Below are 19,028 nucleotides of genomic sequence, written 5' to 3'. Positions count from 1 at the left end.
TTATGTCCATTTTAACACTTAAGGCAGGTGAAGAACCGTTTTCTTCACCTGCCTCTTAAGTAGATTATGATCGTGAGATTTTAAAAGCTAAGCTTTCATAAGGCCTTAATTTAATTTGGCCCGGTAGTTGCGCGAGGTCCGCTTCATAATTATCAATTAGAACCTGTCCCCCTTTTCCGACAAATTCACTTGGTACTAAAACTTCTGTTGCATCGCCATAAAAATTATTGAAGACCAGGAGCTGATCATCATCAAGATAACGTTCATAAGCCAATACTGCTGGATGGTCAGCTAAATGCGCCCGGAAATGCCCGGCAGAAATCAGGGGTTCGCTTTTCCGGAGCTGAATTAATCTTTGGTAGAAATTAAAAATTTCTCCATGATCCAATTCCGCTTTCACGTTAATCCGCTCTTGATTCTTTGGTTGTAGCCACGGGGTTCCGGTGGTGAATCCCGCCTGAGGAGAATCATCCCAGGCCAACGGAACCCTTGAATTATCCCGGGACTTTAAATAAACCAAATGTAGGGCTTCCTGTGGACTTTTCCCCTCCGCCATTAATTGATGGTAAGCATTGATACTTTCCACATCATTATATTCATCAATCGATTGGTAGGGAGTATTAATGGACCCAATTTCTTCACCCATATAAATATATGGGGTTCCCCGTAATAAATGCATAGCGGCTGCTAACATTTCGGCCGACTTTTCCCGATATTGACCACTATCGCCAAATCGACTGAGGGCCCATGGTTGATCATGGTTATTCCAAAAGAGAGCATTCCAACCATGACCTTGATCCATTTTAGTCTGCCAGTCGATTAATAAGTGCTTTAATTTTTGGAAATCAAAAGGCATATCCGTCCACTTATTCCCGTCTTGATAATCGACTTTCAAATGATGGAAGGTAAAGACCATGTCCAATTCATGTTCCGACGGGTTCGTATATTCAATCGAATTCTCTATCGTTGATGACGACATTTCACCGACCGTCACAATCTGGTCATCGGCTCCAAAAGTCTTTTGATTTAATTCTTTGAGATATTGGTGGACCACCGGCGTATCAGTATATAAGGCCTTTTCGACTGTTAATTGGCGTGGACTGGGTGAATCGACTAGTTGTTCATCTTTACCAATCACGTTAATAACATCGAAGCGAAGCCCTTCCACCCCTTCTTGCATCCAGAAACGGACCACTTTCTCTAACTCCTGGCGAACTTCGGGATTATGCCAATCTAAATCTGCTTGGGTCTTGTCATAAAGGCATAGATAATATTGACCACTATCTCCAAAGGGCGCCCAGGCAGGGCCGCCAAATTTAGATTCCCAATTATTCGGTAAATCGCCATTCGCTTTGGGCGAACGTAAATAAAAGAACTTTTGGTATTTGGCATCCCAAGCTAGGGCCCGTTGGAACCATTCATGATCAGTCGAAATATGATTTAAGACCATATCCAACATGACCCCAATGTGCGCTTCTTTTAAGACTTTCACCATCTCCCGAAAGTCGTCCATCGTCCCAAATTTAGGATCAATCCGGTAATAATCAGCAATATCATGGCCATTATCATGTTGCGGTGAAATAAAGAAAGGATTAAACCAAATTTGATCAATGTGAAGTTGCTTTAAATAATCGATTTTTTGAATCACCCCACGTAAATCACCGATTCCATCCCCATTAGAATCATAAAATGATTTGGGATAGAGTTGATAAATTACTTTTTTACCTAAGTCTGTTTGTCTAGTCATCTGATCACCTATAACTTTCTTCTACGCGCAAAATCAATAAAACGAAATTTGTCAGGATGATGATAAGAAATCGTCAGTTGCACCAAGCTCGTATCTTCAAGATAAACCTTACTTTTGACCACCACTGCTAATTGCGCCTGGTCTAACTTTAATTGGTTAGCAATCCGTTGATCGGCCGCTTCAACGGTAATTTCCTTAGTCGCATAAGAAATTGGGAGTCCCATTTGATTTTCCAAGATCTCATAAACCGAATCATCATCATGCAATGTCGGAAAATTAACCACCGGCGGACTAAGTAAACAATCAAGATCGTAAACACTGGGTTCACCATCGACAAACCGCAACCGTTCTAGATAAACGCACTTATCCACCTTGGCTTCTGGAACAGACCAAGCAGGGGGAAGCTGATCTAAAGTTTCCTGTTTAAGGACCTTGGTATGCGCCGCCATCCCCATCGATCGATTCAACTCTTTAAAACTAGTGATTCCGGAAATCGGAAAGGCGTATCGTTGAAAATCTAAGACGACCGATCCCTTGCCTTGAATTTTTTGGATAAAGCCCATCTCGGTTAGTTCATCCAAGGCCTTACGAATGGTATTACGCGAGGCCCCATATAAATCAACCAATTGATATTCACTTGGTAAATAATCACCCACCTCATATAGATGATGGTGAATCTTTTGGGCTAAATCCTGCACAATTAACTGTTGTTTACTTACTTCACTCATTACCCCTACCTCTTTGCCCATCATTATACACAACTTGTTCAGACATGTTAATAAATTTATTTCTTCTTTGTATAAACAGTCTATCGACACTTGTCTGCACAAGTTATAAAATTCAACTGTTAAATGAAAACGCTTTCCAAGGAGGAAATAACATGGCAAAGAAAGATTTTAAACCTTTAGCCACTGATATCATCAAGGAGGTCGGTGGACCGGATAATATTAATAATGTCATCCACTGTATTACCCGGCTCCGCTTTTATCTCCATGATGAATCATTAGCTGATGACGACGCCATTAAGGCCCATGATGATGTGATCGACGTCATTCACGCTTCCGGTCAATACCAAGTTGTGATTGGCAATGAAGTTGGTCGAGTTTTTGACGCCGTGACCGCACAACTAGGTGATAACTTGGAGCCAACTCCTACTACCACCGAAAATGATGATCGGAATCCAATTGTTCGGGGCTTTGGTAATCTAATTGGTTTTATTACTGGTTCGATGAGTCCAGTCATTGGTGTTATCGCGGCTTCCGGGATTATTAAGGGGATTTTGGCTCTTCTAACCCTTCCACAATTAGGGGCACTTTTAGATACCGAAAGCACTACTTATATTACTGTTAGTGCGATGGCCGATTCCGCCTTCTACTTTCTACCAATTTTAGTTGGGTTTGCAGCTGCTCGGCGACTAGGAAGTGATCCGATTGTGGCAGCCGTTATCGGCGGTGTCCTAACCTACCCTCAAATCGTCACTTGGGGTGGTAAGTTCAAGGAAATGTTTGCCATTGATGGCTTTAAATTTGAATTCCTGAACTATACCTACTCAATTTTCCCAATGATTTTGGCAGCTTGGTTAGCCAAGAAACTTGGTGATTGGTTAAAGGATCACTTACCAAGTTATCTACAAATGATCTTTAATCCTCTGATTACGGTCTTGGTGGTATCAACAATTACTTTAGTAATTACGGGACCGATTATTCAAGGTTTCGCCAACGGAATCGCTGATTTGATCAATGCCTTAGTCCACGCATCCGGTTGGCTTGGTGGTCTGATTATTGGTGGTTTCTACCAATTGCTGGTTATCTTCGGTCTCCACTGGGGAGTTGTGCCACTGGTAACCCAACAAATCTCACAGAGTGGTGAATCTGCTTTAAATGCAATTATCTCAAGTACGATGGTGGCCCAAGGGGCAGCCGTATTAGCTGTTGCTTTAAAAACCAAGATTAAAAAACGGAAGAGTTTAGGGATTGCCGCCGCAATTTCTGCCTTCTGTGGGGTCACTGAACCCGCAATCTACGGGATTAACCTCCGTTTCCGCCGGGTCTTTGTTTCGGGGATGTTTGGTTCAGCGGCCGGTGGTTTAATCACCGGTTTAATGGGCGGAACTATGTATGGATTTACCGGTTCTTTGATTGGTTTCTCCTCCTTCTTTAACCCGAAGCACCCAACTCAATTAACAAGTTTCTATGCTTTCTTACTTTCTAGTCTAGCTGCCTTAGTCGTATCCTTTGTGATCGCCTGGGTTTGGGGTTACAACGATGACATGGAAATGGGTGAAAAAGTCGAAAAGAAGCAACGTCCAGGTAGTCAAAAGTCACCGGCACAAGTCGTTAAAGAAACGACTGTTCCTGATCCTGACGCCCGGGTAAGCGAAGAAACTCTTGCTAGCCCAGTCGCTGGTGAAATTATTCCCCTTTCCTCCGTCAATGATGAACTCTTCTCCAAGGGAACAATGGGCCAAGGTTTTGCCGTTACCCCAACTGATGGTCATGTAGTGGCTCCAGTAGATGCCGAAGTCGTCGTCGCCTATGAAACAGGGCATGCGATTGGTTTAACTACCCACGACGGAGCCGAGGTCCTCATTCACATTGGTCTTGATACCGTGATGTTAAACGGGAAAGGTTTTGACATGAAGGTTAAGCAAGGTCAAATGGTCAAAGCTGGAGAGCCATTAGTTGACTTTGATCTCGAGCAGATCAAAGCCGCTGGTTACGATCCAACTGTGATTGTGGTGGTGACTAACCCTCGCAATGTCGATGTTAATTTCCCGACTAAATAATCAAAGTGAGTTAACCAGGTCAAATTAGACCCAGTTAACTCACTTTTTGTTTGCAAAGGTTAGACCAATCTCGACTTCTAGTTGCTGCGTTAAGGTCGTTAAGGGCTCGACTTGGCCATTTCTTAGCCATTCAGCATAGACATTAATTATCCCAGCCGCTGCATAGGTGACCTTAATCGGTTGGTGATATTTTTCCAATAACTTGGTGCGCAGTAAATTGATACAATCGCTCAGTAAATAAGCATAATCTTTCTCCATCGTAATCAACTTAAAAAAGGTCATGTCATCCCCTAAAATCTGATTGAGCCCCTGCAAGAAAGTCGCTAACTGAAAGTCAGAGGATTGAAAAAGTAAGGCCTGCAATTGTTGGGCGATTTCCGCTTGCATTTCCTTCCAAATATCAGAAGGGGTAGCATAGTAAACATAAAAGGTTTTGCGATTAATATCGGCTGCTTGTGCTAGTTCAGTAACGGTAATCTCGCTAATATCTTTTTTCATTAAAAGATTTACAAAGGCAACGCGAATCCGGTGCTTAGTTCGTTTGACCCGTGGATCGAGTTTTTCCATCTTCTCCCTCACCATTTCCATTTTTGTTACTTAAGTAACATTACCATAAATTATGCGGTGGTTAAAGATCGCTTTCCAGCCCATAATGAAGAAAAGAAAGGATGATGAATATGTTAAAAACTTTATTTGGCTCCTATCCTAGTCACAATGTCGTGCTGGATAATTTTATCCAAGCGTTAACACCAGATAACCCTGGTTTTGCTACTACTCTGTTGACCGTCGTGATTACTTTTATTTTGGGATTCTTGGTTTATATTTATTCTTTCGTCTTAGTTAACCGCGAAGGTCATGGTCCATACCCACTATGGATGCACACTTTTTATCTCGCGGCTGATTTCATGGGGATTTGGGTCTTCTTAAATGCCTACCTCAATTATCAACATTTCTGGTTCTTTATGTTAGCCAGTATTGGTGAGCTGGTTTGGGTAGGGATGGAAGTCTACTGCCTATATAAGGCTGTAACCGTCGAAAAGAATGAACTATTTGGTCCGACAGCATCCCTAAAAGGTGCCTTACGATTGATCATTTTTGAGGTCATCATTTTCTTCACGTCCCTCAATCTTTTACGGGTTGAATTAGGTGACGTATCGATGTTTAAGTTTTGGATTTTTACCCAAGTGATCATTTGTACTGTTCCTGGGCTATATTTAGAACAACGCCAATCACGATTAGGGGCTTGTTGGCAGCTCAATATTGTCCTAGTCCTAGTGGCTGTTATGTCCTTTAATCCTTGGAACATGTGGTCCTTAATCGCTCCGCAATTCTTCTCAATGGCAAATAATCCTTGGTATTACGTGGTCGGACTAGTTACCTTGTTCTTTGCTATTCGTGGCTGTTTCCAATATCAAAAGCAAGCACCAAAACCGGCACGCTTAGCCAATGGAAAACGACCAATTTATTAAATAAACGCACAAGAGTGTAGGAAGAAACACTAATTAACCTTTCTTCCTACACTCATTTTTTGATCACACTCGTAATTACGGTCAAAAAGCACGCCCCACGAGTCTAACTACGAACTCACGTCGATCCGTTCCGTCCCAACATTCGTTCTAGGTTAGCCCAATGGGGCGTCTGATTGCTTTTTCCCCCAGCTTGTTTCTTATATTGTTGTCACAAAATCATCCATTGCCAGTCGGTTTTGAGGCCGTTTAGGATCATGGTCACGATAACCTAAGGACATCATCAAGACTGCCCCTTCAATTGCCGGATTGATCAAATTGTGGTGCAAGAGAACTTGATCGACTTGACCTCGGTTAAAGCCCTCAATCGGGCATGAATCAATACCAAGTTCACTTGCGGCTAGGGCCATCATCCCAAAGGCAAGATAGCACTGCTTCGAGGCCCATTCAAAAATTCCTTGGCGATCATGAATTTGCATATCATGTTCTAAAAAGGACCGATGATCTGCTAATAATTCCCCTAACTTTTCGGGATTATCACAGCCAGGTCGTTGGCGAAAAGTTTCGCGGACCAAACTGTCATCTGGCCCCACATCCTTTCGGGCCACAAAAATCAAGAAATCACTTGCGGTTGGTAATGATTTTTGCGCTCCCCAAGCATGAGGCTTAAGATCTTCTCGTAAACTGGCATCCTTAACGTTAATAATTCGCCAATCTAAAATTCCCTTTGAAGATGGACTCATCCGGCCGACTTCTAAAATGGTCGCCAAATCCTGATCTGAAATTTTCTGGTCGGTATAAGACCGGATTGCCCGTCGAAAATGAGCCGCTTCCTTGAGTGCTGCTGGTTTTAATACTTGATCCATCATCTTTCCTCCAACTTATAATTTACTACTGTTATTGTAGCTTAAATTAAATGCTGCGCAAAGAAATCTGATTAGTCCTTTAAGTAACTGATCGGTTTATTGACTTCGACCTTGGTACCGTCATATTTTTCTTGAATCCACTTTTGAATTTGGCGATTATGATACAGCTTGACTAATTTTAAGTAACTTGATCGATGCGCATTCTTTTTAGCTGTGGCAAGCACGTTAATGTTATTCTTAGTGCTTTGGTTGACAGCTTCATGATAAATCGAATCTTTTAAAACATTTAAATGCCCTTGTAAAGCAATGGTATTACCGATTAAAACCGCATCAACCGATTTAATCACGCGGGGACCAGTGGTATCGTCAATTTCTTTGAATTGTAAATGCTTAGGATTGCTGGCAATCGCATTGGTACCGCTAGTAGAGGTGAAACTCTTCTTTAAAGTAATTAGGCCGGCCTTCTCTAACAATAAGAGCCCCCGGGCAGTATTAGCTGGATTGTTAGCAATGGCGATGGTGGCCCCATCAGGTAATTGGCTGACCTTTTGATAACGGTCAGAATATAGCCCCATTGGTTCTAAATAGGTGGTCCCCAAAGCCACCAACGGGGCCCGCTTATTTTTAGCATTGTAATCTTGTAAATAACTCCATGATTGGAAGGCATTGACATCGACTTGTCCTTGGGCTGTGGCTTTATTTAAAGAAACTCCATCCGTAAAACTCTTCACCTTGATCTTTAAACCGGCCTTCTTAGCTTGCGAACTAGCTGCAATATGTTCCCACACTTTCACATCCGGCCCAATGGCGCCAATGGTGATTGTATTAGTATTGCGTTGATGTTGGTAATAAAATGAGCCGACCGCCGCCAAAATAATCACTAATAGTCCAATACCCCAATATAAGCGATGTCGTAATTTTTTCGTCATAATTGATCTCCTTCAACAAAAAAGCACTTTTGTCCTGATTTTTTTTATCAAGGACGAAAGTGCTTTTCCGTGGTACCACCTTAGTTCTAGTTACCCTCACGAATAACTACTCTTCAGGTACTTAACAATCGTTTCATACCCTAACTCAGTAACGGGAGTCCCCGTCATGACCTTATTATTACTCAGTCATGAAAATTGTGTTAGACCATCTTCAACCCAGCCTCTTTACTAATTTCCACCCACCATTAGCTCTCTTGAAAATTGGCTTAGATTTACTCATCTAATTTCTTTGTGATATTTAATTGATAATTATATTAAAAGATGATTAATATTAAAAGATGATTAAAATCATGTCAACCACAATAAATAATAATCATTACTGTTTACAAAGAATCCTTTTTCGTGTATTATACTTAATCGTAATCATTACTAAATAAAGGAGAGTTAATCATGGCAGTGCCAACCCATAAGACTTCCAAATCAAAACGGAATAAACGACGGTCCCATCACGCCTTAAAGGGACCGACGATTTCATTTAATCACCAAACCGGTGAATACAGTCAAAGCCACCACTATACGCCCAAGGAAATCGCCCAACGGCATGGGAGCTAGGTCTATGGACATTATCTATCCAGTGCTAGTTGAACAGGCAGCCGCCCATGCGATTCAGGATGGTCACCCGACGGTCGCCGACAAGGCCACCATGTTTAAGATCATGGTTGAGGATGGCATTATTGACGCAAACGGTCAACCGACCCCCATGGCGATTGACAAGGGATATGTTACTTCCACTTATGAACATGAAAATTTAAGTTGGGAAGAATTTATCGATTATTACCCAGTCTTTAAAACTTATGATCCAACTTACTTTGAGAAGATTAATGGCTTTTGGGAGATCCCCCTCACCTTCCGGCAACAGTTAATTTGTGATTTGGATCATGATCGTTTCACGGGAATCGAAAAATTACAATTACAAGAATATCTAAGCGAAAGGAGCACCTATGAGAACTAATATTATTCTCGAATGTCAAGAAACCAAAGAACGGTTATACCTGACGAGTAAAAATAAGCAACATAATCCAGACAAGCTAAGGCTCAAGAAATATTCGCCCCGCTTACGGCGCCGAGCCTGGTTTGTGGAAGTAAATAAATAAGGAGATTTATAATGACGAAAATGATGGACTTATCAATAGCCTATCGGATGCTACGGAGTCCGAATATCAAGACACGCAAACGGGCCTTGCGGGTGATTAAAGAACATAAAAAACGAAAGCGAGGGATGAAATAGTGGCACGTAAGGGAAAAATTCAAAACGAATTAAAGAAAGCAGCCATTGTCGCCCGTTATGCCAAGAAACGGGCCCAATTAAAAGCGGCTGGCGACTATGTTGGGCTAAGTCGCTTACCACGGAACGCGTCTCCAACCCGGCTCCGTAATCGGGACCAGTTGGATGGCCGTTCCCGTGGTTATCTCCGGGACTTTGGTCTCTCCCGGATCAATTTCCGGCGCCTGGCCTTAAAGGGAGAAATTCCTGGCGTTAAAAAGGCTAGTTGGTAGTAGCAACAGACAAATAACTAAAGCTTTCATTTACACTCCAGCCATCACGACCTCCATCGTGATGGCTTTTTAAGATTTAAAAAAACTGCGGACAAAGCCGCAGTCATTATTATTCAATTACTTCATGAATTAAGTCAGGCACTTCCACTTGGTCAGAAATTTCAATCCCATCGTCTAATAAGGCTAAGGCGTCTTGGATTTCCGGTTGATTGCTGTAAATGGTTAAGATCGGTTCACCAGTTTCAACCGGATCCCCCAACTTCTTATGTAGTTCAATCCCGACCGCGTAATCAAGTTGATCTTCGGCTTGCTGGCGACCTCCCCCCAGGACCATCGCAGCTTTTCCGATCTCATCAGCCGTTAATTTAGCCAGCACGCCCGAACGCTTAGCTTGATAAGCAATCTTATATTTCGCTTGCGGCATCACGGTGTAGTCTTCAATGACGCGCGCGTCGCCACCTTGATCAATGACTAACTGCTTAAATTTCGCTAAAGCTGAGCCATCTTCAATCGTCTGAAGCAGCTTGGCCCGACCTTGTTCTGAGTCGGTGGCCTTACCGCCCATCACCGCCATGTAACTACCTAAGGTCAGAACTAATTCTAATAAATCAGCCGGTCCCTGCCCCTTTAAGAGATCGATTGTTTCCTCAATTTCTAAGGCATTCCCAATCTTATTCCCCAAGGGTTGGTTCATATCAGAGATAATAGCTTTACAATCCAAACCAACTTGTTGACCAATAGTAACTAAAGCTTTGGCCAATGCCCGCGAGTCATCTAAAGTTTTCATAAAGGCGCCTGCCCCCGTTTTGACATCAATGACTAAGGCATCCGTACCAGAAGCAATCTTCTTACTCATGATCGAGCTTGCAATTAAAGGGATCGAGTCGACCGTATCGGTTACGTCACGCAAGGCATAAATCTTTTTATCGGTCGGAGCAACTTCCCCGGTCGCCCCGACAATGGCAAGCCCATCACGCGCTACTTGATCAATAAATTCAGCTTCACTTAAATCAATTCGATAGCCGGGAATCGCCTCGAGCTTATCTAGCGTCCCGCCAGTATGACCGAGCCCCCGTCCTGAAATCATCGGCACCGGGATGCCTAAGGCGGCGACCATGGCAGCTAATGGTAAGGATGTTTTATCACCAACGCCACCAGTGGAATGCTTATCAACCTTTACCCCAGAAATAGCAGATAAATCCAGTTGATCGCCAGATGCCAACATCTTCATGGTTAAACTAGCCTGTTCTTCATCTGTCATTCCTTGAAAATAAATTGCCATTAACAAGGCGCTAATTTGATAATCCGGAATTGTTCCTTCGACCACCCCCTGGACAAAGAAAGCTAACTCCTGATCACATAACTGGTGCCCATTTCGTTTCCGATCAATTACATCTAGCATTCTCATGATTAACTCCTCCCAGTCTTAATCATTTTTTATGGTCTGATAAAAACTTTCTCCCTCGCCTGGTGTAATTCGAAAATTATCTAAAATTGTCGCCCCAAAATCAGCAAAAGTCGTCCGCGTCCCAAGAGACTGATTGGGCGTTTGCATCGACGGTGAATAAACCAACAGGGGAACATTTTCTCGCGTATGGTCGGTTCCCTTAAAGCCTGGATCGTTTCCATGATCAGCCGTAATCATTAATAAGTCATCCGAGCGAAGACGCTCCATCACTTGACCTAAGGCTTGATCAAATTCCATCAAAGCTTGGCCAAATCCTTGGGGATCTCGTCGATGACCATACATGGCATCAAAATCCACTAAGTTCATGAAACAAAAGCCATTGAAATCAGTGTCCATAACATCCAATAAATGCTGCATCCCATCTTGATTACTTTCATTATGGAAAGCCTGATTAATGCCCGTCCCCGAAAAAATATCATTAATTTTCCCGATACCAATGACTTGATAGCCCGCTAATTGCAGGCGATCCAAATCAGTCACCTCCGGCGGCACTAATGAAAAGTCGCGGCGATTGGCTGTCCGGGTAAAATGATCGCGATCAGACCCAAGATACGGTCGGGCAATCACCCGGCCGATTAGATATTCTGGTCCATTCACTAACCCCCGCACATATTCACAAATTCGATATAACTCCTCGACAGATATCACGGCTTCATGGGCCGCAATTTGTAAAACCGAATCCCCCGACGTATAAACGATCAGTGCCCCCGTGGCTAATTGCTCTTCACCGTAATCATGAATCACTTGGGTACCCGAATAGGGTTGATTCACAATTACTGGCCGCCCTGAAAAAGTTTCAATTTGCTGAATTAAAGCTTCTGGAAAGCCATGTGGAAAAGTATCTAAGACTTGCTTGACTGGCAGTCCCATCATTTCCCAATGGCCATCCATGCTGTCTTTGCCGGCCGAGATTTCGGCCATTTTCCCATAACACCCTAAGGCTGATTTGACTACTGGTACCCCTTGAATTGGAACATCCCGTAAATTACTCAGACCTAATCGAGCTAAATTCGGTAAATGTAAATTACCTGCATAATCTTCACCGACATGCCCGAGCGTATCGGCTCCTAAATCACCATATCGATTAGCATCATCGGCAGCTCCAGTACCGACCGAATCCAATACAATCCCAAACACACGTTGATAAGCCATCGCTAATCGCCTGCCTTTTCACCGATTACGGCCAGCGAGTGACTAACTCCCAAACGAGTTGCGCCTGCATCAACCATGGCTTGGGCATTTACCGAATTGTGAATGCCGCCCGAAGCCTTTACGGCGGTTGCAGTACCATTAACAGCCTCGTGCATTAATTTAACAGCCTGCACAGTCGCTCCTTGTTTGGAAAAGCCAGTTGATGTTTTAACAAAGTTAGCTCCGGTTGAGGCGACTAATTGCGCCGCCCGGCTAATCTCATCATCAGTCAATAAACAGGTCTCGATAATGACCTTCACTACTTTGTGGACACGATGCCCGGCATCAACCACCGCTTGAATATCGGCTTTGACCATTTGGTCATGACCGGCTTTGAATTCCCCAATATTCATCACCATGTCTAATTCATCGGCCCCATTTTCAAGGGCATCCTGAGCTTCAAATAATTTCACACGGGTCGTGTTAGCCCCTAAAGGAAAACCAATTACACAAGCCGTTAAGACGTCGGAATCAATTAAGGCTTGATGAACCTTCTTAACCCAATAGGGATTAATCATCACCGTATGAAAATGATGATCATGGGCCTCTTGAATAACTTGATCAATCTGGTCTGCCGTCGCGTCCGGTGCTAATAAAGTGTGATCAATTAAACTATTAAATTTCATGAAAACCTCCTCCGTAATGTATGCGTTTTCATTACTCCTTAATCATACCGGATATTTTACATTTGTAAATACTGCGATTGAAATAATGTAAAGAATGACTGAAACTGTTATAATGGTGGCAAATAAATTAGAAAGAGTAGCAAAATGACCACCAATAAAAATCGCCAATTAGCTTTACAAGTCAGTCGACTCTATTATTTAGACCAACTGAGTCAAACCCAAATTGCTAAACAACTTCAGCTGTCCCGTCCCACTATCTCCCGGCTTTTACAAATGGCCCAGGCTGAAGGGATTGTGCAGATCCAAATTAACGACCCCTTTACTAATCGCGTTGATTTAGAGGAGGATTTAAAAAGCAAATTTCACTTAAAGGATTGTCGAATCGTCGATCAAACAGCCCTAGACGAGTCACAGATTCTCGAACAACTGGGACAAGCCGGAGCCACTTATCTCCAATCAATTCTCAAAGATGGTGATATTTTGGGGCTTACCTGGGGAAAAACGATGGCACATCTTGCTAAATATTTGCAGCCAACTACTTTACAAAATTTGACCGCTGTTTATTTAAAAGGCACCGTGGCTAATTCATCCGCATCCAATTACTCCAGTGAAATCACGAAAGCAGTCAACCGAGCTTTTAATACGCAAACCGAAATTCTCCCCGTTCCCGTAATTTTTGGTCATCAACAAACTCGTGACTTGGTTAGTCAAGACCGCTTTATTCATCAATTGCTGGACCTTGGACGTCAGGCAAACATTGCCTTATATACCGTCGGGACGACCCGTCCCTCGGCAATGCTTTTTCAACTTGGCTATTTTGACCAAACCCAAATTGATTCCTTGATGGACCAGTCAGTTGGTGACCTTTTATCCCAATTTATTGATCTTGATGGTCAAATCGTTGATCCAAATCTGAATCAACGGACCATGGCCCTGCCCCTTGACGAACTTAAGCAAAAAGACTATTCAATCCTGGTAGCTGGTGGCACGGCAAAGTTAAAAGCGATTCAAGGAGCACTTAAGGGAGGCTATCCCAATGTTTTGGTTACTGATATCAATACGGCCAAAAATTTGTTGGATGTTAAAAAAGGAACCGCCAACTAAAGCGATTCCAATAATTTCTATGACATCTCCTATTTCAAGATGTTATAATTTACTCATAAGCAGGACCGCTTTAAAGGCGGTGACCTTGCGATTATAACGATATCGTCCTACTCGCTCAGTTAAAAGTTTCTAGGACGTTTTTTTTATCAAAGTATATTAACCCAAAAATGACGATCAGTCCTTTAGATTGATCGTCATTTTCTTTATAAATCATTTTCTAGATCCCGAATCTTTTTGGCGGGAACACCCCCAACCAAAGTATTGTCCGGAATATCTTTCGTAACGACTGCTCCAGCTGCCACGACCACATTATTCCCGATCGTAACTCCGGGTAAAACCGTTACGTTACCACCAAGCCAGACATCGTTGCCAATCGTGACTGGTTTGGCAATTCCGAGGTGTTGTCGTCTGCCCTTCGGCGTTAAAGGATGATTGACAGTTGAAATCATCGTCCCAGGGCCGATCCAGACATAATCGCCCATGGTAACCGGAGCGATATCAAGGATGGTCACATTATAGTTGGCTAAAAATTCATCGCCGACCGTAATATTTGAACCATTATCACAGTTAAAGCCATTTAAGACATTCGGATTCCGACCCACCTGACCAAACAAAGCGCGAATGGCCGCTTCTTTTCCCGCCCGATCAGTTGGATCCAGCGCTTCTAAAGCCTGACATCCCTTTACCGCATGCAATTTGCGGGCATCCACTGCTGGGTCATTCACATCATAGGGCAAACCGGCATCTAATTTTTCGATTTCTGTGAGTTCTTTTGTCATCTAATCACCCTAACTTAAAACAAAACCACCATTTGGTGAAAGAACCTGACCGGTTACATATGAAGCCGTTAATAAGTAGCCTAAAGCGCCAGCAATATCACTGACATCACCAATGTAGCCTTGTGGTATCGTGGCTGATAAGGCCTTCAATTCATCTTGGTTTACCCCGCGGAGCATGTCGGTCATAATCATCCCTGGGGCAATCGCATTAACTCGGATCCCTTTACCAGCGTACTCCAGTGCCAAGCCTCGGGTTAAGCCAATTAATCCCGACTTCGAAGCACAGTAGTCAGCTTGGTTAATTACCCCCGTCAAGCCCCCAACCGAGGTCGTCGAGACGATATTACATTGATGATCCTTGTCAGAATGATTGACCATGTATGGTAAAACCAAATGCGTCATATGCAAAGCACTCATCAAGTTAATGGCAATCACTCGTTCATAAGCTTCGGGTTTAATATCAATCCAGTTACTATTGTTGGTGATTCCAGCATTATTAACCAGACAATCAATCTGATCGCCGAATTTATCAACCGTGGCTTGAACTAAATGAACACAATCATCATATTGGGAAACATCGGATTGGACCACTAGAGTTTCAACCCCATACTTCCCCTCTAATGACTTAGCAACGGCTTCGGCTTTTCCCTTGGATGAGTCAGAATGATAATCAAGTACCACATTGTAACCTAACTCCCCGAGCTTATCTGCCATCGCGGCACCAATTCCACGAGAGCCCCCGGTAATTATTGCTGTTGGACGTGTCATTTTCATTACCTCCTAACAAATGTAATCGTTTTCAAGATAATTTTAACACGGCCCGCTAGTTAGATGTAATCTGAATCGATTTCTTATGAATAATTGTCAGCTGACCAAGTGTAAACGGCCCGCTCACCACCAATTAACTTCGGTCGACTAGCTAAATAAGTCGTATGGGCATGACCAACTTCTGTCACGGAGGTCCGTACTGGAATTTGCACAAACTTCACTTGCATCCCGATCGCTGTATCGCCCACGTCCATCCCTAATTGGGCCTGAACATGTTCGACCATGATCGGATCATCAAAGGCCTTAAAAGCAGCAACTTGGGTGGCGCCCCCAGCCTTAAGCGATGGATAAACAGTGACCGGTTCATAAGCCAATTGCTTAGCAACAGCTCTTTCAATCACCAAGGCCCGGTTGAGGTGTTCACAACCCTGGACGGCTAAATGTAGACCGTGCGATTGCACCAGGGGAAGAACAGTTGAAATGACCGTTTCGCCAACTGCTAAATTCGAATCTTGCCCAATCCGCTGGCCTTGGATTTCACTAGTACTGCAGCCCAAGACAAATAAGTCCCCGGGTTCGTAATTAGCTCGGTCTAAAAATTCCGTTAAGCCTTTGGTCAAGGCTTCGTTGATTTGTGTCAAAAAATCTGCCGTCATTATCCACACCTCATCTCTAAATCTTTATCCTTATCATAACATATTCATTAAAAGAAAAGCCGCCCACCAGGCGACTAGAAATGCATTAAATAAATTGAATCCCACCATCAATTTGGACGGCTTGACCGGTCATGTAATCAGAAACTGGTGACGCCAAATAAGAAACGTAATTAGCCACATCAGCTGGCGTTTCGACACGCCCTAAGGTAATTGATCCAGAATACTTCTTGAGGTAATCACCCTTATTGCCACCCCAAGCCTTGACCATTTGTTCATCAATGTAGTCCCACATGTCAGTCCCGACAATGCCTGGACAATAGGCATTAACCGTAATATGGTCACGACCTAATTCCTTGGCCGCTGCTTGAGTTAAGCCTCGAATGGCAAATTTGGTTGATGAATAGGCACCTAACATGTCAAAAGCAATGTGACCGGCAATTGAGGAAGCATTAATAATCTTGCGAATTTGCTTACCATCATCTTGCTTGCGGAATTGAGCCGTCGCCGCTTGAATCCCATACAAAACCGAGAAAACATTTGTCCGATAAATTTCTTCCATATCGGCTTCAGTTTCATCTTGTAAGAGCTTAATTTGGGCAATTCCGGCATTATTGATGTAAGTATCGAGTCGACCAAAATTATCAACCGCCGCTTGAACAAAGCGTTCGTGACTAGCCTTTTGACCGGCGTTACCTGCCACCGCCACGACTTTACCGGTATAACCTTGCGCGTTTAATTCATCAACGGCTTGTTGACCAGCTGCTTCGTCACGATTAGCGATAACCACATAATAACCATCTTTGAGTAATTGATCAGTAATGCCCCGACCAATTCCTCGTTCACCACCAGTAATCACAGCCACTCGTTTTGCTTCTGTCATGATAAGTACCTCCAACTTGTGTTTTTGTTCACAATTAAAGTTTAACACTTATTAATCATTTTGATAAGGATTGTTCTTAGACACTACTCTTTAATTTTTCACGCAATGCTTCGTCAACCGCATAAATAAATAGGCCATGAACCCCACGAGTCATGAGAACGTTCATTTCATTTTTAATTAATTCTTCACCAAAATTCTTCTTTTCTCCGTTTTCCATAGTTCGATTATTAGTTACATCTTTATTAAAATGTACAGATTTATCAAAAATTATTTTCCCATCCCGATACTTAATTGATGGACCTAAAATTACCCCTACATAATTTAAATCAAACCCTTGAACGGAATAAATAGATCCAACTTCTTTAATGGTATTTGGCTTTTCTACCCATGACAAATCTTTATAATTAACTATTTTAGGATGATCTTTAATTTGGTAATTCCAAGGAAGTTCCCAATTACCTATTTTTACCTTGTAAACATCTTTTCCGGTTGATGAATAGGGCCAATCATATGTTGCAACAAGTCTTGATATACCGTTTTTATAATCTGAATCAACATCTAAATCATTTTCATAATCAATTGCATCTTCTAATTGTTGTGGGGTATCAAACACCTTAACTTTATATGAATCATCTTCGGGCAAATTACCAATCGTCTGATTTTCAATCAAATTTTTTATCCAATTAATTGTTGAATCATTTGCCTGCATACGTAGTTGATTGTGTAGTTCTATTAAATCACCTGTATTTAATGCTTTTTCCTTTAAATTTTTGATTTGATCATTTGTCAAAATTTGTTGATTTCGGAGAATTTGGTTTTCGTCAAATATTGCTATTACTACTTTCGCCCGTTCTAACAAATCTCTTAATTGATTTGAACCTCTATATCCTTGACGTCCTTGAGTCCAAAGTAAGTGAGCTTCATCAACCAAAACTACATCTGCTCTATTATATTTTGAATAATTATTTATAAAATTTGTTGGTTTGGTCACTTTGGAAGTACTAATTCCTAATTTTTTAGATATTGTTCGATAAACTGTTTCATGTTCATTATGATTAACCATTAAATGAACGTCTCTATTTTCATCATCTTGTGTTAAGTCATAAAATAGGCTGCTTAATAGAACTGTTTTACCAGCACCTGCATCCCCTGTAACCATAATTAAATGTTCATCCTCGGAATTAGGATCAGAAAGAATCTCTCTAATTTTATTTAAAATTGTAAATTTAGCTTGTAACTGCTCTGCTGTTAATTTATGGAATGGTGAAGCTTTAAATATAGCCTCATTTCTAATCTCTTCCATCGCAGGGAAAAGACTATGATTACGTTTGTTTAACTCCCTCCATATTTTTTCAAAAATCTCATCAAACTCCTCAACTGGATAATACTCACCCTGCTCATTCGTCCTACGATTCTTAATACGATCTACACATTGAGAACCTCCTAAATAGAGCATTAGTCGATTCTCAACGTCCAGAGTTAAAGATTTGTTAAAATGATCATGAGCTATTACATACATATTAGGATTTTTCGCTTTTTTTAAATCATCCCAATCATCCCTATTTTTAGGATCAGCGTTTAAATGTTGAAGGGTTCGTTGGACAATATTGTTAGTTTCTCCAACATAAACATCATACTTATCCTTTTTTTCATCATTTATAACGTAAACCGTTGGGTAATCCCTAATATAACGGTTCTGTTCGTTATCACTTATTTGGAGTGATTTAATCAAATTAACTCCATCTTGGCTATAAGAAAATTCTTTAATATAGGGTTCACTTACCAAAACACTACTCCTTATTATCCATCCACCATGTTCGTTGCTTATTAAAATTAATCTTATTCATAATGATTTCGTTCGGATCAACTCCTAAGTTATCACACATATAAAATAGATACATCATAGTATCTGCAATTTCTTCTTTCACGTGCTCAATTTGATTTTCCGTTAACTTTTCGTTTTTATCCTTCCATAAAAATATTTCTAGTAATTCACCGGCCTCAACATTTGTAGCCACAGCTAAATCCTTTAAATTATGGTATTTTTCCCAGCCTCGACTATCGCGAAATTTTTTTAATTGATCCATTACTTCACTATCCATAAACTAGCCTCTTTCATAACCATTTTTATATTAATTACCGTCTTCCAATGAAACAATTATATTAATTATAACATCGAATTTTTTACAACTCTTTTCATCCATAA

The 19,028-nt window shown here is 41.8% G+C and carries 22 protein-coding genes and 1 other annotated feature; of the genes, 8 read left to right on the top strand and 14 right to left on the bottom strand.

Annotated features, from left to right (window positions below):
* Nucleotides 1-64: 64 nt before the first annotated feature.
* Together treC and treR are read right to left on the bottom strand one after the other, a co-directional pair.
* Complete coding sequence (gene treC / locus PS3_RS02875; protein ID WP_007122003.1) at nucleotides 65-1,747, bottom strand: alpha,alpha-phosphotrehalase; 1,683 nt, start codon at nucleotides 1,745-1,747, stop codon at nucleotides 65-67.
* 8 nt (nucleotides 1,748-1,755) lie between these two features.
* A complete protein-coding gene (gene treR / locus PS3_RS02870) occupies nucleotides 1,756-2,475 on the bottom strand; it encodes a trehalose operon repressor (protein ID WP_040467965.1) in 720 nt (239 codons plus the stop codon).
* 152 nt (nucleotides 2,476-2,627) lie between these two features.
* Between treR and PS3_RS02865 the strand changes: the two genes are divergently transcribed.
* Nucleotides 2,628-4,532, top strand: a complete 1,905-nt coding sequence (locus PS3_RS02865; protein ID WP_007122002.1) for a beta-glucoside-specific PTS transporter subunit IIABC — start codon at nucleotides 2,628-2,630, stop codon at nucleotides 4,530-4,532.
* A 39-nt stretch (nucleotides 4,533-4,571) separates the two neighbouring features.
* Here PS3_RS02865 and PS3_RS02860 read toward each other — a convergent pair whose 3' ends face one another.
* The gene (locus PS3_RS02860) at nucleotides 4,572-5,099 is read right to left on the bottom strand and encodes a TetR/AcrR family transcriptional regulator (protein WP_050950799.1); all 528 of its coding nucleotides are present in this window, start codon (nucleotides 5,097-5,099) and stop codon (nucleotides 4,572-4,574) included.
* Between the two features lie 110 nt (nucleotides 5,100-5,209).
* Between PS3_RS02860 and PS3_RS02855 the strand changes: the two genes are divergently transcribed.
* Nucleotides 5,210-6,001: an ABC transporter permease gene (locus PS3_RS02855; RefSeq protein WP_235719980.1), complete on the top strand. Its 792-nt coding sequence runs from the start codon at nucleotides 5,210-5,212 to the stop codon at nucleotides 5,999-6,001.
* Between the two features lie 197 nt (nucleotides 6,002-6,198).
* Here PS3_RS02855 and PS3_RS02850 read toward each other — a convergent pair whose 3' ends face one another.
* Together PS3_RS02850 and PS3_RS02845 are read right to left on the bottom strand one after the other, a co-directional pair.
* Entirely contained in the window at nucleotides 6,199-6,864 is a 666-nt protein-coding gene (locus tag PS3_RS02850) for an NAD(P)H-dependent oxidoreductase (RefSeq protein ID WP_007122001.1), read from the bottom strand.
* 71 nt (nucleotides 6,865-6,935) lie between these two features.
* A complete protein-coding gene (locus tag PS3_RS02845) occupies nucleotides 6,936-7,793 on the bottom strand; it encodes a MetQ/NlpA family ABC transporter substrate-binding protein (RefSeq protein WP_007122000.1) in 858 nt (285 codons plus the stop codon).
* Between the two features lie 46 nt (nucleotides 7,794-7,839).
* Nucleotides 7,840-8,086, bottom strand: a binding site (T-box leader).
* Nucleotides 8,087-8,243: 157 nt separating this feature from the next.
* Between PS3_RS02845 and rpmF the strand changes: the two genes are divergently transcribed.
* Genes rpmF through rpsN form a run of 5 tightly spaced genes read left to right on the top strand, consistent with a single transcriptional unit; the run spans nucleotide 8,244 to nucleotide 9,350 of the window.
* Nucleotides 8,244-8,405 (top strand): 50S ribosomal protein L32, encoded by a 162-nt coding sequence (rpmF, locus tag PS3_RS02840; protein WP_040467964.1) that lies wholly within the window; start codon nucleotides 8,244-8,246, stop codon nucleotides 8,403-8,405.
* 4 nt (nucleotides 8,406-8,409) lie between these two features.
* Nucleotides 8,410-8,805, top strand: a complete 396-nt coding sequence (locus PS3_RS02835; protein WP_040467963.1) for a hypothetical protein — start codon at nucleotides 8,410-8,412, stop codon at nucleotides 8,803-8,805.
* Complete coding sequence (gene rpmG / locus PS3_RS02830) at nucleotides 8,795-8,947, top strand: 50S ribosomal protein L33 (protein ID WP_040467962.1); 153 nt, start codon at nucleotides 8,795-8,797, stop codon at nucleotides 8,945-8,947. Before PS3_RS02835 ends, rpmG begins: the two co-directional genes overlap by 11 nt.
* 11 nt (nucleotides 8,948-8,958) lie before the next feature.
* Entirely contained in the window at nucleotides 8,959-9,081 is a 123-nt protein-coding gene (locus tag PS3_RS10415) for a putative metal homeostasis protein (protein ID WP_100207280.1), read from the top strand.
* Nucleotides 9,081-9,350 (top strand): 30S ribosomal protein S14, encoded by a 270-nt coding sequence (gene rpsN, locus PS3_RS02825; protein ID WP_040467961.1) that lies wholly within the window; start codon nucleotides 9,081-9,083, stop codon nucleotides 9,348-9,350. The genes PS3_RS10415 and rpsN overlap by 1 nt, the downstream gene beginning before the upstream one ends.
* A gap of 109 nt (nucleotides 9,351-9,459) precedes the next feature.
* Here rpsN and PS3_RS02820 read toward each other — a convergent pair whose 3' ends face one another.
* The 3 genes from PS3_RS02820 to deoC are packed head-to-tail and all read right to left on the bottom strand — an operon-like array spanning nucleotide 9,460 to nucleotide 12,635.
* Complete coding sequence (locus tag PS3_RS02820) at nucleotides 9,460-10,758, bottom strand: pyrimidine-nucleoside phosphorylase (RefSeq protein WP_007121999.1); 1,299 nt, start codon at nucleotides 10,756-10,758, stop codon at nucleotides 9,460-9,462.
* Nucleotides 10,759-10,776: 18 nt separating this feature from the next.
* The gene (locus PS3_RS02815; protein WP_007121998.1) at nucleotides 10,777-11,970 is read right to left on the bottom strand and encodes a phosphopentomutase; all 1,194 of its coding nucleotides are present in this window, start codon (nucleotides 11,968-11,970) and stop codon (nucleotides 10,777-10,779) included.
* A gap of 2 nt (nucleotides 11,971-11,972) precedes the next feature.
* Entirely contained in the window at nucleotides 11,973-12,635 is a 663-nt protein-coding gene (deoC, locus tag PS3_RS02810) for a deoxyribose-phosphate aldolase (RefSeq protein ID WP_007121997.1), read from the bottom strand.
* Nucleotides 12,636-12,779: 144 nt separating this feature from the next.
* On the opposite strand from deoC, the gene PS3_RS02805 reads away from it, so the two are divergent.
* Entirely contained in the window at nucleotides 12,780-13,739 is a 960-nt protein-coding gene (locus PS3_RS02805; protein ID WP_007121996.1) for a sugar-binding transcriptional regulator, read from the top strand.
* Between the two features lie 203 nt (nucleotides 13,740-13,942).
* On the opposite strand, the gene PS3_RS02800 is transcribed toward PS3_RS02805, so the two are convergent.
* From PS3_RS02800 to PS3_RS02775, 6 genes are all read right to left on the bottom strand, one after another.
* The gene (locus tag PS3_RS02800) at nucleotides 13,943-14,518 is read right to left on the bottom strand and encodes a sugar O-acetyltransferase (protein ID WP_040467960.1); all 576 of its coding nucleotides are present in this window, start codon (nucleotides 14,516-14,518) and stop codon (nucleotides 13,943-13,945) included.
* 9 nt (nucleotides 14,519-14,527) lie between these two features.
* Complete coding sequence (locus PS3_RS02795) at nucleotides 14,528-15,286, bottom strand: SDR family NAD(P)-dependent oxidoreductase (RefSeq protein WP_100207279.1); 759 nt, start codon at nucleotides 15,284-15,286, stop codon at nucleotides 14,528-14,530.
* An 83-nt stretch (nucleotides 15,287-15,369) separates the two neighbouring features.
* Nucleotides 15,370-15,942 carry a TIGR01440 family protein gene (locus PS3_RS02790; protein ID WP_040467959.1) on the bottom strand — a complete coding sequence of 191 codons (573 nt, stop codon included), beginning with the start codon at nucleotides 15,940-15,942 and terminating at the stop codon, nucleotides 15,370-15,372.
* A gap of 85 nt (nucleotides 15,943-16,027) precedes the next feature.
* Complete coding sequence (locus PS3_RS02785; RefSeq protein ID WP_007121993.1) at nucleotides 16,028-16,822, bottom strand: SDR family NAD(P)-dependent oxidoreductase; 795 nt, start codon at nucleotides 16,820-16,822, stop codon at nucleotides 16,028-16,030.
* Nucleotides 16,823-16,898: 76 nt separating this feature from the next.
* A complete protein-coding gene (locus PS3_RS02780; protein ID WP_007121992.1) occupies nucleotides 16,899-18,608 on the bottom strand; it encodes a DNA/RNA helicase domain-containing protein in 1,710 nt (569 codons plus the stop codon).
* 4 nt (nucleotides 18,609-18,612) lie between these two features.
* A complete protein-coding gene (locus tag PS3_RS02775; protein ID WP_040467958.1) occupies nucleotides 18,613-18,924 on the bottom strand; it encodes a nucleotide pyrophosphohydrolase in 312 nt (103 codons plus the stop codon).
* Between the last annotated feature and the right edge of the window lie 104 nt (nucleotides 18,925-19,028).

It is taken from the genome of Limosilactobacillus gastricus PS3 (genome assembly GCF_000247775.1).
GTDB classification, from domain to species: Bacteria; Bacillota; Bacilli; order Lactobacillales; family Lactobacillaceae; genus Limosilactobacillus; species Limosilactobacillus gastricus_A.
Note: the sequence above shows the minus strand (reverse complement) of the source record. Positions and strands in the feature narration are given on the sequence as shown.